We start from the raw sequence: 12,613 nt of genomic DNA on the forward strand, positions 1-12,613 counted from the left end.
GAGTAGCAAAGGAACATCCATGCGACGACCTTTGGCTCTGCTTACCGCGATACTCGCCGCTGCCACGCTCGCGGTGGCGGCCTGCTCGGACGACGACAGCGGCGGGGGCGGTGGCACCACGCTGACCGTGCTCTCCTGGGACAACGAGGCCACCATGAAGCCGGTGCTCGACGCGTTCCGGGCCGCGCACCCGGACATCAAGCTCAACGTGTCGTATTCGCCGCCGGTTGCGGAGTACATCCAGACCCTGCAGACCCGGGTGCTGTCCGGCAAGGCGCCGGACGTCTTCCTGATCGCGGCCGAGAACAAGACCAAGCTGATCGACGGCAAGCTCGTGGTGGACCTGGCCAAGGAGCCGTTCCTGGCCGGGCTTCCCGAGATCAACAAGACCACGTACGGGCGGGACGGCGCGGTCTACGGGCTGTCGCTCAGCTCGTGGGGCGCCGGGATCATGTACAACAAGGATCTGCTCGCCAAGGTGGGCGCCACCGAACCGCCGGCGACCTGGGACGCGTTCCTCGACCTGTGCCGCAAGCTCAAGGCGGCCGGGATACCGCCGATCCTCGAGGCGCTGGACGGCATGCCGATCGTGCTCTCCGCATTCCTCGGCGCCCGCAACACCACGCAGAACCTGCAGATGGACGCCAAGATCTTCGGCGGTCAGTCGACGTTCGCGGCCGAGTGGACCGAGGCGCTCAGCCAGTACAACCGGATCTTCACCGACGGCCTGGAGCCGGCCACCGTGGTCGGGCTCAAGGGCGACCAGGTCAACGACGAGTTCGCGAACGGGCGGGTGGCGATGATCCCGACCGGGCCGTGGGCGGTGGGCGCGATCCGGGAGAAGGCGCCGAACCTGAAGATCTCGCTGGCTCCGGTACCGGCGGCGCCCGGCGGGCAGCCGTTCCTGTCCGGTGCGGCCGGGCCGGGCTGGGCGATCAGCTCGAAGAGCGAGAACCTGGACGCGGCCAAGACCTTCCTCACCTTCCTGGCCTCGGCGCCGGCCATCGAGACGTACCAGAAATCCTCGAACGCGATCACCGTGACCGAGAACTTCCAGCCGCCGATCGACGAGGCGCTCAAGCCGATCGTCGAGGACGTCCGGGCCGGCAAGTTCTATCTGCCGCAGATCGCCTGGACCCGGGCCGAGGACGTGCTGAACGTCGAGGCGGTGGCGCAGCTGCAGCTCATGGTGCAGAAGAAGGCGACCCCCGAGCAGGTCGCTGCGGCGCTGGACAAGAAGCTAGCAGCGTCTTGACCACAGCCACCGCAGAGAAAGTCGCCGCGCCCGCCCGGAGCACCCGCTTCGGGCGGCACGGCGGCTGGCGCACGCTGACCGCCAACCAGCTGTTCCTGGTCCCGGTGGCCGCCGTCTTCCTGGTGCTGTTCGTGATCCCGCTCGGGCAGACCGCGTACTGGAGCCTCACCGACTTCGGCGGCTACTCGGCCGAGGTCAACTTCGTCGGCCTGAAGAACTACCGGGTGCTGTTCACCGACGCGGCGATGCTCGCCGGGCTGACCTTCACGCTGCTGTTCGCGGTCGGCACCACGCTGCTGGTGACCGTGATCGCGATCCCGCTGGCGGTGGCCCTGGACCGGCGTTTCTTCGCGCGCAACCTGGTCCGGTCGGTGTTCTTCTTCCCGGCCGTACCGAGCCTGGCCGTGCTGGGCCTGGTCTGGGGATACATCCTGTCGCCACTGGGCTCCGGCGTGCTCAACACCGTACTCGGAAAGCTTTTTGATGTTGCTCCGGTGCCGTGGCTGTCCGACGCGAGCCTGGCCCGGCTCTCGGTGATCGTGGTCGCCGTCTGGGGAAGTGCGGGCTGGCACGCGGTGCTCTATTTGGCCTATCTGCAGTCGATCCCGGCGGAGTTGTACGAGGTCGCGACGATCGACGGCGCGTCGACCATGCAGCAGTTCCGGCACCTCACCCTGCCGCTGCTCACCCCGGCCATCGTGATCAGCCAGTTCCTGCTGATGACCGGCGGGCTCAAGGTGTTCGACCTGCCCTACACGCTGACCAAGGGCGGGCCGGGCTTCGCCACCCAGACGATCACCCAGCAGCTGATCACCAGTGGCGTCGGGCAGGGGGAGTACGGGCTGGCGTCCGCGCTCGCCGTCGTCTTCACCGTGGCGGTCGCGATCCTGTCGATCGGCCAGTTGCTGCTGTCCCGCCGGATCGAGCGGAGGGTGCTGTGAGACGGATCGTACTCCCGGCCGTGATGCTGACGCTGGCCGCGGTGGTCGGGCTGCCGCTGTACTACATCGTGGTCAACACGTTCAAGACGATGGCCGACATGACGGCGTCGCCGCTGGGGCTGCCGGGGGAGTGGTATTTCGGCAACTACGCGGAGGTTTTCGACCGCGTACCCGTGCTGGAAAGCTTTGCCAACACCCTCTATGTGACGCTCGGCTCGGTGTTCGTGCAGCTTGCGGTGGGTGCCATGGCCGGGTACGGGATCATCATGCGGGACTCGCGGCTCAACCGGGCGTTCGGCGTGCTGCTGCTGGTCGCGTTCGTGGTGCCGAGCCAGGCCACACTCATCCCGCTCTATCGCACGCTGGTGCAGGTCGACCTGGTGGACTCGCTCAACGGCCTGATCGTGATGTACGCGGGCGGCGCCATCTTCTCGTTCTTCCTGATCCACGGGTACATGAAGACGTTGCCGTTCGAGATCGTCGAGGCGGCCCGGATCGACGGCGCCGGCGTCTGGCAGATCTTCTGGCGGATCGTGCTGCCGCTGATCAAACCGATTTTGATCACGGTGGGCGTGTTTCAAACGATGTGGGTGTGGAATGACTTCATCCTGCCGAACGTGTTCATCTCGTCGGCGGAGAAGCGGACGCTGGTCCTGCAGGTGTACTCGGCGGTCGGCGAGTTCACCACGGACTGGCCGGCCTTCATGACGCTGACCGTGATCGTGCTGCTGCCGATGGTGCTGTTCTTCGTGCTGACCCAGCGGCACATCGTCAGCGGGCTGCTCTCCGGCGGCGTCAAAGGCTGAAGCGGCCTCAAAGGTTGCTTCGACATGCGGATCCTACGTTCCACCCATAACATTTACGTATGTCAATCGATGACACCTTCAACTGCCCTGCCCGGATCACCCTGGACGCCAAGCAGGCCGCGTTCCTGGACGAGCTGGCGACCCAGGCGCCCAGCCTGCAGTCCGAGCTCAACTGCGAGCTGGAACGGGGCCATCCAGGGTCGCACGCCGCGCTCGGCCAGCACGCCGACGACTGCATGTGGTGGGTGCACTGGACGCTGAGCGCCTCCGAGATCAACCCGTACAAGTGGTGCTCGGCCCAGCACCCCGACGGCAAGGCCGAGGACGACAACGCCTGCGTGCTGTACGACGGACACCCCGGCCGGCACTCGTCCGCGCAGCTCTACTGGAACGAGGACCGGGCCGCCTGACCGGCCGGCCTCACCAGGCGAGCTCGCCGTGCTTCGCGGCCAGGCGGCCCAGCTGGTCGAGGTCGGCTTCGGCGTGGCTCTGGCGCAGATAGACGATCAGGTCGGCGACCCGGCGGGCATGCGCCTCGGCGTGGCACGGCGGGTCGGCGCCCAGCGCGCGGCCGACCCGGTCGATCACCTCGGTGGCGGCGGCCTCGACGGTGGCGCGGGTGCGCAGCGCCAGCCGGTGGGCGTCGGCCTTCGGATAGCGGTCGACGGTCCCGGCCGCCTCGCGCAGCACCGCGCGGGCCGCGCCGAGCGCCGCGTCCACGCCGCCGAGGTGGGCGAACGCGTGCGGGCCGAGGTTGCGCTCCCGGGCGGCGGCGTAGAGCGGGTCGGCGATGCCCTGGGCGCCGCCGAACCAGCAGGCCGCCACGCCGATGCCGCGGTGCCAGAAACCCGGGCGGTCCAGGTACGCGCCGGGGCCGCCGACCGGTTGGGCCGGCGCCGAGGTGAACCGGACGGTCCGGCTGTCGCCGGCCGCTTTCCCGCCGGTCGCCATCCCGGCGGCCGGTCGGGTGCCGTCGAGCGGGAGCGCGTGCGGTGGCTCGGTGCGGACCGCGAACAGCCGGATCTCGTCGCCCGCCGCCGCGGTGACCAGGGCGTGCGTGCACCACGCGGCACCCGGGCAGCACGGGCGGTCGCCGGTCAGCAGCCAGCCGTCCGGGCCGCGCTCCGCGCGTACGGCCAACGGTTTTGCGGTCCAGACGCCCCAGCGTGCGCCCGGCTCCGGAGCCGGACCACCCACCTCGGCGAGGATCGCCACCGCGTCGGCGTGACCCTCGCCGAGACGGGCCTCTGCCAGGTCCTTACGGGCCGTCGCGGCCAGGCCGGACCAGCGCTTCCAGGTGTCCCCGCCGCCGGGCAGGGGCAGGTCGATCATGATCACCCGCGGGCGGGTACCCCGGGCCGGGCGGCTCAATCCTGGAAGATCAAATGCATAGCCGGGGAACGCCGGGGTACCCGCCGCAGGAGCGAACGAGGAGGCGATTCCATGCGCGCACTTACCTGGCAGGGCACCGGCAAGGTCTCGGTGGAGACGGTCCCCGACCCGGTCATCCAGGAGCCGACCGACGCCGTGGTGCGCATGACGTCGACCGCGATCTGCGGCTCCGACCTGCACCTTTACGACGTTCTCGGTATGTATCTCGACGCCGGCGACGTGCTCGGGCACGAGCCGATGGGGATCGTCGAGGCGGTCGGGTCCGAGGTCACCCACATCCGGCCCGGCGACCGGGTGGTCATCCCGTTCAACATCTCCTGCGGGCACTGCTGGATGTGCCGCAAGGGTTACTTCGCCCAGTGCGAGACCACCCAGGTGCGCCAGTACGGCAAAGGCGCCTCGCTGTTCGGCTACACGAAGCTGTACGGCCAGGTGCCCGGCGCCCAGGCCGAGTATCTCCGGGTGCCGCAGGCTCAGTTCGGCCCGATCAAGGTGCCGGACGGGCACCCCGACGAGCGCTTCCTGTTCCTCTCCGACGTGCTGACCACGTCCTGGCAGGCGGCCCAGTGGGCGGACATCGAGCCGGGCGGCACGGTCCTGGTCACCGGCCTCGGCCCGATCGGCCAGATGAGTGCCCGGATCGCCCGCCACCTGGGCGCCGGCCGGGTCGTCGCGGTCGACAACGTGCCCGAGCGGCTGGCCATGGCCGAACGGCACGGCATCGAGACGCTCAACTTCGACGAGGTCGAGGACATCCCCGCCGCGGTGGCCGACCTGACCGCGGGCCGGGGCGCCGACTCGGTGATCGAGGCGGTCGGCATGGAGGCGCACGGCAACCCGTTCCAGTCGGCCGCGCAGAAGGCGGCCGGGGTGCTGCCGGACGCGGTGGCCCGCAAGGTGATGGAGACCGCCGGCGTCGACCGGATGGCCGCGCTGCGCACGGCCTTCGGCGCGGTCCGCCGGGCCGGGACCATCTCGATCATCGGGGTGTACGGGGGACAGGCCGACCCGTTCCCGATGCTGGACCTGTTCGACAAGGGCGTGACGTTGCGGATGGGCCAGGCGCACGTGAAGAACTGGGTCGACGACATCCTGCCGCTGCTTACCGGCGACGGCGACCCGCTCGGCGTCGACGACCTGACCACCCACCGGGTGCCGCTCGAGGAGGCTCCGCAGGCCTACGAGATGTTCAAGAACAAGCAGGACGGCTGCATCAAGGTCGTGCTGAAGCCTTGACCGGTCGCGGCCCGGCCACCAGGGCGAAGGCCGCCAGCAGCAGGGCGTAGAAGGCGGCCACCCCGATGACGAAGCCGCGCTCGTCGCCGTCCGGTGCGAACGCCACGCCGGAGAGCACGACGACGACCGCGGCGGCTGTCATCCCGATCCGGGCGGCCCGCTGCGGCCGGGCGCCGGCGACTCCGATGATCGCCGCGCCGAGCGCGCCGGCCAGCCCGGTGAGCACGGTCGGCACGAGCAGGTCACGCGCGCCGACGGCGGATGCGGCGAGCAGGCCGAAGATCACGATGGCGGCGGCGTACCGGAGTGGCATGGCGGTGAGCGTACCGGGTGCGGCCCCGGCGCGGTCGGCGGAGAATTGCCGGATGTATGTGATCAGGGAGCGGTTCTTCGCCATCGGTGACGACTTCGACGTGCTGGACGAGCACGGCACCAAGGTCCTGCACGTGGACGGCAAGGTGTTCAGCCCGCGCGGCCGGCTCGTCATCGAGGATCCGGCGTCCGGCGACGAGGTGGCCTCGGTGCACCGGCACCTGGTCGCGCTGCGGCCGACGTACGAGATCAGGATCGGCGGCGAGAAAGCGGCCGAGGTCCGCAAGAAGCTGTTCACCCCGTTCCGCGAGAAGTTCACCATCGACGTGCCGGGCCCCGACGACCTGGAGATGAAGGGCAACCTGCTCGACCACGAATACGTGATCGAGCAGGACGGCCGCGAGGTGGCCCAGGTGTCCAAGCGCTGGCTCACGATTCGCGACACGTACGCGGTCGAGGTGGCCTCCGGCGTGGAGCCGCTGCTGATCATCGCGAGCGCGCTGGCCCTGGACCTGGCCCTCGATCGCACGGGGGACGACTGACGCGACGGCCCGTCGTGGATCCGCGGCGCCCTCTGATGAGCCGGGCAGGCTATCAGGTCAGTTCCTGACCGCGGGCACCTCCAGGTCCGGCTCCAACGAAGTCCAGTACTGACTCCAGCGCTCGGTCCAACCTCGCCCCGACCATCGGTACCCGGGGCAACCGAGTCAGTCAGTAGGGGGACTTTCATGTTCGACGTCGTCTGTGTCGGGTTCGGCCCGGCGAACATCGCGCTCGCCGTGGCGCTCGACGAGATCTGGCCCGCGGCGCGGGTCAAGTTCGTGGAGCGGGAACCCGCGCCGTGCTGGCAGCCGGCGATGATGCTCGACGGTGCCGACATCCAGAACAACCCGGTCCGGGACCTGGTGACGCCGCGCAACCCGCGCAGCCGCTACACGTTCGTCAACTACCTGCACGAGCAGGGCCGGCTGTTCAAGCACCTCAACCTCCCGGCGCACCACCCGCTGCGCAAGGAGTTCGCGCGCTACATCCAGTGGGTGGCCGAGACGGTGCCGGCCGACATCGACTACGGCCAGGACGTCACGGCGATCCGGCTGGCCGAAGGAGGCGTCGAGGTCCGCACCGCGGACGGCACCGTCTACCCGGGTCGCTCCGTCGTCGTCGCGCCCGGACGCAGCCCGTACGTGCCTGACGTTTTTGGTGGTCTTGAATTTCCGCGGGCCGTGCACACGTCGCGTTTCCTGCCCGGGATCGCCGACCTGGACCGGGACTGGGCCGGCACGCTCGCCGTGGTGGGTGCCAGCCAGAGCTCCATCGAGGTGATGCTCGACCTGTCCACCCGCTTCCCGTCGGCGCGGGTCGTCAACGTGATGTCCGGCTACGGGTACCGGCTCAAGGACACCAGCCCGTTCTCCGAGGAGGTCTACTTCCCGGAGTTCGTCGACTACTACTACGCCGCGTCCGAGGAGGGCAAGCAGCGGCTGCGCGACCAGCTGCGACCGACCAACTACTCGTCCGCCGACCGGGACGTGATCGACGCCCTCTACATGCGGATGTACGAGGACGAGCTGGACGAGCGCAACCGCATGACGATGCTCGGCAACCGGCTGATCACCGCGGCCCGGCCGGGCGAGAGCGGCGTGGTGCTCGACCTCACCGAGCGGATCACCGGTGCGCGCGAGCAGCTGGCCGCCGACCGGGTCATCCTCGCCACCGGCTACCGCGACCTGGGCACCAAGGGCCGCACCGAGCAGCTGCCGCCGCTGCTGCGCGAGGTCGCCGACGTGCTCCAGGTCGACCCGCAGACCGGCCTGAAGGTCGGCATCGACTACCGGGTGGAGAACAGCGCGGCCGGTGCGGGCGCGCCGCCGATCTACATCAACGGCCTGTGCGAGTCGACGCACGGACTCGGCGACGCCGGCTCGTTCAGCCTGCTCGCGCTGCGTTCCAAGGCCATCGTCGACAGTCTCCGGCAGCGGCTGGCCGCGCCGGCGACGGTCTGAAGGGGAGTTCCGAGATGACCTTGGCAGCGATTCCGGCCGAGACCACGGCCGACCCCATTGCAGACCTGGCTGAACCGGGCCCGATCGGCCGGACCCTGCTGGACCACCAGGCCCGGACCGAGTCCAACGCCCGCACCTACCCGCGCCGGCTGCCGGTCGCGGTCGCGGAGGCGTCCGGCTCCTACCTCACCGACGTGGACGGCCGCCGCTACATCGACTTCCTGACCGGGGCCGGCGTGCTGGCGCTCGGCCACAACCACCCCGACCTGATCGAGGCGGTGCGCCGGCAGCTCACCAAGCTGACCCACGGCCTCGACCTGCCCACCCCGGTGCGCGACGAGTTCCGGCGCCGCCAGCTGGGGATGCTGCCCGAGTCGATGCGCGGCTCGATGAAGATGCACTTCTGCGGACCGACCGGCGCGGACGGCGTCGAGGCCGCGGTGAAGCTGTGCAAGAAGGCCACCGGGCGCGGCACGGTCGTCGCGTTCCAGGGCTCGTACCACGGCTCCACGCACGGCGCGATGTCGCTGACCTCGGAGACCTCGCCCAAGACCGGGCTGCACAACTTACTGCCGGGCATTCATTTTGCGCCGTACGGGTATTGCCACCGTTGCCCGCTGAGCCTGCGGCCGGAGACCTGCGCGACGAACTGCGCCGAGTTCCTGGCGAACACGCTCACCGACACACACGGCGGTGTGCAGAAGCCGGCCGCGCTGATCCTGGAACTGGTGCAGGGCGAGGGCGGCTCGATCCCGGCGCCGGAGAAGTTCGTGCACCGGGTCGCCGGGCTGGCCCGCACCCTGGACATCCCGCTGATCGTCGACGAGGTGCAGACCGGCTGCGGCCGCACCGGCACCTGGTTCGCGTTCGAGCAGTACGGCATCGAGCCGGACGTGGTGGTGGCGTCCAAGGGCCTGTCCGGGATGGGTCTGCCGGTTTCGGTGATCATGTATCACGAGCGGCTGGACGTCTGGAGCCCCGGCAGCCACATCGGGACCTTCCGCGGCAACAACCTGGCGTTCGCGAGCGCTAACGCGTACCTCGACGTGCTCGAACGGGACAACCTGCTGGCCCACGTCCTCCAGACGGGCGACTACCTGTTCGCCGCCCTGCGTCAGCTGCAGCGGGAGACCGTGCTGGTCGCCGACGTGCGCGGCCGCGGCCTCATGCTCGGCATGGAGATGGCCGGCACCGCCGTCGCGAGCGCCACCGAGGTGGCCACCCGCTTCCAGCGCGAGGCGCTGCGCCGCGGGCTGATCGTCGAGATCGGCGGCCGGGAGGACTGCGTGGTCCGGCTGCTGCCGGCGCTGAACGTGTCCCGGGAGACCACCGACGAGGCGCTGGCGATCATGCGCGACGCGACCCGGGCCGTGGAGAAGGAGGTGCTGTCGTGATCACGTCGATCGGGTACGCCACGCTTCCGGTACCGCGGATCGGCATCGTCAACCTGATGCCGCATGCCGAGCAGTACGAGCGCTGGCTGATGCCGCAGCTCGCCGCCGCCAGCCCGTTCGAGCCGGTGTGGATCCGGCTGAACGAGCGCAAGTTCTCGCTGGACGACCCGGCGCACATCGCGCAGAACTACGTCTCCTACGCCGACGCGATCACGGCCGCCCCGCTGGACGCCCTGATCGTCACCGGCGCGGCGGTCGAGCACCTGCCGTACGAGCAGGTCCGGTTCATGGGCGAACTGGACCCGATCGTCCGGGCCGCGGCCGACCGCGGCATCCCGGTGCTGGGCCTGTGCTGGGGCGCCCTGGCCGTGGCGCACCTGCTCTACGGCCTGCCCAAGAACGTCTACCCGACCAAGGTCTCCGGCATGTACGAGACCGACCGGCTGGTCGCCGACGGCCCGATCGCCTCGGTGCTGGACGACCGGTTCTGGTCGACGCACAGCCGCTACGCCGGGTTCGACGACGAGGCGCTGGACCGCTCGGCCGAGGTGCGGGCGGTGGCCCGGGCGGTCGGCGCCGGCACGGTCATCGCCGAGTCCCTCGACCACAACGTGCTAATGCACATCGGGCACCCGGAGTACGAGGGCTGCCGGCTCGCCGACGAGTACCGCCGGGACATGAGCGCCGGCCTCACCGACGTGCTGCCACCGGCCAACGTGGACCTGTCACAGCCGGTGAACCGGTGGCGCAGCCACAGCCTGATCTTCTTTGCCAGCTGGGTGCGCCTGGTCAACGAACGGGTGCCGGCCCGGTGACCGTCGTCTGGAAGTTCGGCGGTACCTCGGTCGGCAGCCCGGAGAAGCTGCGCGCGGTCGCCCGGCGGCTGGTCGAGGCACACCGGCAGGGCCACCGGGTGGTCGCGGTGCTGTCCGCCATGGGTGACACCACCGACGACCTGGTCCGGCGCGCGTACGAGGTGGCGGTCCGGCCGCAGCCGCGCGAGCTGGACGCACTGCTCTCGGTCGGCGAGGCGACCTCGTGCGCGCTGGCCGCGATGGCCGTGCACGAACTCGGCGAGCGGGCCATCTCGTTCAACGGCCGGCAGGCCGGGTTTCACACCGACGACGCGCACGGCAACGCCAGCCTGCTGCGGATGGACCCGCAGCGGGTGGCGCAGGCCCTCGACGAGGGCTTCATCGTGCTGGTCACCGGCTACCAGGGCACCTCGTCCGGCGACGACGTCACGACGCTGGGCCGGGGCGGCTCGGACGCCTCGGCCATCGCGCTGGCCGCGGCGCTCGGGCTCCAGCAGTGCGACATCTACACCGACGTGCCCGGGGTGTTCACCGCCGATCCCCGGGTGGTGCCGGCCGCGCGGCGGCTCGACCGCCTCGGCCACGAGGAGATGCTCCAGCTCGCCGAGGCGGGCGCCCAGGTGCTCCAGACGCGGGCCGTCGAGCTCGCCGCGAAGCACCGGGTCGACATACACGTGCGCTCCACCTTCACGGCGGCGGAGGGCACCTGGATCAGGAGGGAAGCGACGGTGTTCGAGCAGGCGCACATCACCGGGGTGGCGCACCGGCGCCGGGACGCGGTCTACACCGTGCGGGGCCTGTCGCCCGCGACGGTCTCGGGCGCGCTGGCGCAACGCGGGGCCGCGATCGGCTCGATGATGCCGGAGGCCGGGCGGCTGCGGTTCACCGCGCCGGGCGCGGAGGTCCAGGACGTGGTTGCCGCGGTCGCGGAGGCGGGTGCGGTTGCGGAGGTACGCGACGACCTGGGCAGCGTGAGCGTGGTGTGCCCGGCGGTCGGCAACCGGCCGGAGATCAGCGCCCGGATGCTGGCCGTGCTGGAACGCGGCGGCATCGAACCGCAGCTGGTCACCAGCACGCCGGGCCGGGTCTCCTGCCACGTCGGTACCGAGGTGGTGGACCGGGCCGCCGAGCTGCTGCACGACGAGTTCGATCTGCACGCCGAACCCGTCGGGGAACGGGGATGAGCGTCTGGCGGAACCGGGACTTCGTCAAGCTGTGGGGCGGCGAGACCGTCTCGCTGGTCGGCTCCCAGGTCACCGACCTGGCCCTGCCGCTGGTCGCGATCCTCACGCTGCAGGCCACGGCGTTCGAGGTGGGCCTGCTCAACGTGGCGCGGTACGCCCCGTTCGTGCTGCTGTCGCTGTTCGCCGGGGTCTGGTTCGACCGGCACCGGCGACGGCCCACCCTGATCGGCGTCAACCTGGGCCGGGCCGTGCTGATCGGCCTGGTCCCGGTGGCCGGCCTCCTGCACCTGCTGACCATGGAGTGGCTCTATCTGATCGCGTTCCTGGTCGGCATCCTGACCGTGCTGTTCGACGTCGGCGTGCTGTCGTACGTGCCCAGCGTGGTGGAGCGCAAGGACCTCGGCGAGGCGAACAGCAAGATCGCGGTCAGCTACTCGATCGCCGGAATCGGCGGTCCGGGGCTGGCCGGCTTCCTGATCGGGGTGCTGACCGCGCCGGTCGCCCTGGTCATCGACGCGGTGACCTACCTGGCCTCGGCCGGCGCGCTGGCCTCGATCCGCCGGCGCGAACCGGAACCGGAGAGGCCGGCCGACCGGGAATCGGTGCGGTCGTCCATCGCCGAGGGGCTGCGGGCCGTCTTCGGCAACCGGGTGCTGCGGCACCTGGCCACCCAGTCGGCCACCTTCAACCTGTTCGAGAACGTCGTGGTCACCGTGTTTTTGCTGTACGCGGTGCGTGAGCTCGGGATCGGCCCGGCCGCGATCGGCCTGGTGGTCAGCGCCGGCTCGGTCGGCGCGCTGCTCGGCGCGCTGGCCGCCAACAAGGCCCGCACGGTGCTCGGCATCGGCCCGGCGCTGCGCTGGTCGACCGTGCTGGCCTGCCTGTCGCCGCTGTTCCTGCTGCTGCCCGGCGGGAACGACCCGGTGTCGCTGCTGATCCTCGCCGCGGCGCTGGCCGTGCACGGCGCCAACCTCGCGGTCTTCAACGTCAACGCCCTCACCCTGCGCCAATCGGTGACCCCGAACCGGCTGCTCGGCCGGATGAACGCCAGTTACCGGCTGATCCTGTTCGGCACCATCCCGCTCGGCGCGTTCCTCGGCGGCTCGCTGGCCGGCCTGTTCGGCCCGCGTACCGCGCTGGTGGCCGGCGTGCTCGGGGTGGCCTCCCCGGTGGCCTGGCTGCTGTTCTCACCGGTCTTCCGCCTCGCCGAGATCCCCGACAGCCCGGACGAACCGGAGCCCGCTCTCGCCGGCTCATCCACGGAAGGAAACTGAT

13 protein-coding genes are annotated in these 12,613 nt (G+C 70.4%); 11 read left to right on the top strand and 2 right to left on the bottom strand.

Going from position 1 to position 12,613, the window contains the following annotated elements; genetic code table 11:
- The first annotated feature begins 19 nt into the window (after positions 1 to 19).
- The 4 genes from Ari01nite_RS25605 to Ari01nite_RS25620 are packed head-to-tail and all read left to right on the top strand — an operon-like array spanning position 20 to position 3,412.
- Positions 20 to 1,255, top strand: coding sequence for an ABC transporter substrate-binding protein (locus Ari01nite_RS25605; RefSeq protein WP_203784703.1), 1,236 nt, complete (start codon positions 20 to 22; stop codon positions 1,253 to 1,255).
- The gene (locus Ari01nite_RS25610; RefSeq protein ID WP_203784704.1) at positions 1,252 to 2,196 is read left to right on the top strand and encodes a carbohydrate ABC transporter permease; all 945 of its coding nucleotides are present in this window, start codon (positions 1,252 to 1,254) and stop codon (positions 2,194 to 2,196) included. The genes Ari01nite_RS25605 and Ari01nite_RS25610 overlap by 4 nt, the downstream gene beginning before the upstream one ends.
- Complete coding sequence (locus Ari01nite_RS25615; protein WP_203784705.1) at positions 2,193 to 3,002, top strand: carbohydrate ABC transporter permease; 810 nt, start codon at positions 2,193 to 2,195, stop codon at positions 3,000 to 3,002. Before Ari01nite_RS25610 ends, Ari01nite_RS25615 begins: the two co-directional genes overlap by 4 nt.
- A 59-nt stretch (positions 3,003 to 3,061) precedes the next feature.
- Positions 3,062 to 3,412 carry a hypothetical protein gene (locus tag Ari01nite_RS25620; protein ID WP_203784706.1) on the top strand — a complete coding sequence of 117 codons (351 nt, stop codon included), beginning with the start codon at positions 3,062 to 3,064 and terminating at the stop codon, positions 3,410 to 3,412.
- Positions 3,413 to 3,422: 10 nt separating this feature from the next.
- On the opposite strand, the gene Ari01nite_RS25625 is transcribed toward Ari01nite_RS25620, so the two are convergent.
- A complete protein-coding gene (locus Ari01nite_RS25625; protein ID WP_203784808.1) occupies positions 3,423 to 4,334 on the bottom strand; it encodes an acyl-CoA dehydrogenase in 912 nt (303 codons plus the stop codon).
- 111 nt (positions 4,335 to 4,445) lie between these two features.
- Here Ari01nite_RS25625 and Ari01nite_RS25630 point away from each other — a divergent pair, with 111 nt between their 5' ends.
- A complete protein-coding gene (locus Ari01nite_RS25630; RefSeq protein WP_203784707.1) occupies positions 4,446 to 5,630 on the top strand; it encodes a zinc-dependent alcohol dehydrogenase in 1,185 nt (394 codons plus the stop codon).
- Here Ari01nite_RS25630 and Ari01nite_RS25635 read toward each other — a convergent pair.
- Positions 5,608 to 5,943 (bottom strand): hypothetical protein, encoded by a 336-nt coding sequence (locus Ari01nite_RS25635; protein ID WP_203784708.1) that lies wholly within the window; start codon positions 5,941 to 5,943, stop codon positions 5,608 to 5,610. The two genes, Ari01nite_RS25630 and Ari01nite_RS25635, sit on opposite strands and share 23 nt — an antisense overlap.
- Positions 5,944 to 5,995: 52 nt before the next feature.
- Here Ari01nite_RS25635 and Ari01nite_RS25640 point away from each other — a divergent pair, with 52 nt between their 5' ends.
- The 6 genes from Ari01nite_RS25640 (at position 5,996) to Ari01nite_RS25665 (ending at position 12,612) form a co-directional block, all read left to right on the top strand.
- Positions 5,996 to 6,484: an LURP-one-related/scramblase family protein gene (locus tag Ari01nite_RS25640; protein WP_203784709.1), complete on the top strand. Its 489-nt coding sequence runs from the start codon at positions 5,996 to 5,998 to the stop codon at positions 6,482 to 6,484.
- Between the two features lie 186 nt (positions 6,485 to 6,670).
- On the top strand, positions 6,671 to 7,945 hold the full coding sequence (locus Ari01nite_RS25645) for a lysine N(6)-hydroxylase/L-ornithine N(5)-oxygenase family protein (RefSeq protein ID WP_203784710.1): 1,275 nt from the start codon (positions 6,671 to 6,673) through the stop codon (positions 7,943 to 7,945).
- Positions 7,946 to 7,959: 14 nt separating this feature from the next.
- Positions 7,960 to 9,339 (top strand): diaminobutyrate--2-oxoglutarate transaminase family protein, encoded by a 1,380-nt coding sequence (locus Ari01nite_RS25650; RefSeq protein ID WP_203784711.1) that lies wholly within the window; start codon positions 7,960 to 7,962, stop codon positions 9,337 to 9,339.
- Complete coding sequence (locus Ari01nite_RS25655; protein WP_203784712.1) at positions 9,336 to 10,154, top strand: homoserine O-acetyltransferase/O-succinyltransferase family protein; 819 nt, start codon at positions 9,336 to 9,338, stop codon at positions 10,152 to 10,154. The genes Ari01nite_RS25650 and Ari01nite_RS25655 overlap by 4 nt, the downstream gene beginning before the upstream one ends.
- Positions 10,151 to 11,338 carry an aspartate kinase gene (locus Ari01nite_RS25660; protein WP_203784713.1) on the top strand — a complete coding sequence of 396 codons (1,188 nt, stop codon included), beginning with the start codon at positions 10,151 to 10,153 and terminating at the stop codon, positions 11,336 to 11,338. The genes Ari01nite_RS25655 and Ari01nite_RS25660 overlap by 4 nt, the downstream gene beginning before the upstream one ends.
- Positions 11,335 to 12,612: an MFS transporter gene (locus Ari01nite_RS25665; RefSeq protein ID WP_203784714.1), complete on the top strand. Its 1,278-nt coding sequence runs from the start codon at positions 11,335 to 11,337 to the stop codon at positions 12,610 to 12,612. The genes Ari01nite_RS25660 and Ari01nite_RS25665 overlap by 4 nt, the downstream gene beginning before the upstream one ends.
- Position 12,613 lies beyond the last annotated feature (1 nt).

Origin of the sequence: Paractinoplanes rishiriensis (assembly GCF_016862375.1) — a bacterium.
Taxonomy (GTDB): Bacteria; Actinomycetota; Actinomycetes; order Mycobacteriales; family Micromonosporaceae; genus Actinoplanes; species Actinoplanes rishiriensis.

Excerpts from the sequence above, each read along its gene's own strand:
- Ari01nite_RS25630 (WP_203784707.1), top strand. The coding sequence starts at position 4,446 with ATGCGCGCACTTACCTGGCAGGGCACCGGCAAGGTCTCGGTGGAGACG.
- Ari01nite_RS25620 (WP_203784706.1), top strand. The coding sequence starts at position 3,062 with ATGTCAATCGATGACACCTTCAACTGCCCTGCCCGGATCACCCTGGAC.
- Ari01nite_RS25640 (WP_203784709.1), top strand. The coding sequence starts at position 5,996 with ATGTATGTGATCAGGGAGCGGTTCTTCGCCATCGGTGACGACTTCGAC.
- Ari01nite_RS25635 (WP_203784708.1), bottom strand. The coding sequence starts at position 5,943 with ATGCCACTCCGGTACGCCGCCGCCATCGTGATCTTCGGCCTGCTCGCC.
- Ari01nite_RS25650 (WP_203784711.1), top strand. The coding sequence starts at position 7,960 with ATGACCTTGGCAGCGATTCCGGCCGAGACCACGGCCGACCCCATTGCA.
- Ari01nite_RS25605 (WP_203784703.1), top strand. The coding sequence starts at position 20 with ATGCGACGACCTTTGGCTCTGCTTACCGCGATACTCGCCGCTGCCACG.
- Ari01nite_RS25665 (WP_203784714.1), top strand. The coding sequence starts at position 11,335 with ATGAGCGTCTGGCGGAACCGGGACTTCGTCAAGCTGTGGGGCGGCGAG.
- Ari01nite_RS25625 (WP_203784808.1), bottom strand. The coding sequence starts at position 4,334 with ATGATCGACCTGCCCCTGCCCGGCGGCGGGGACACCTGGAAGCGCTGG.
- Ari01nite_RS25645 (WP_203784710.1), top strand. The coding sequence starts at position 6,671 with ATGTTCGACGTCGTCTGTGTCGGGTTCGGCCCGGCGAACATCGCGCTC.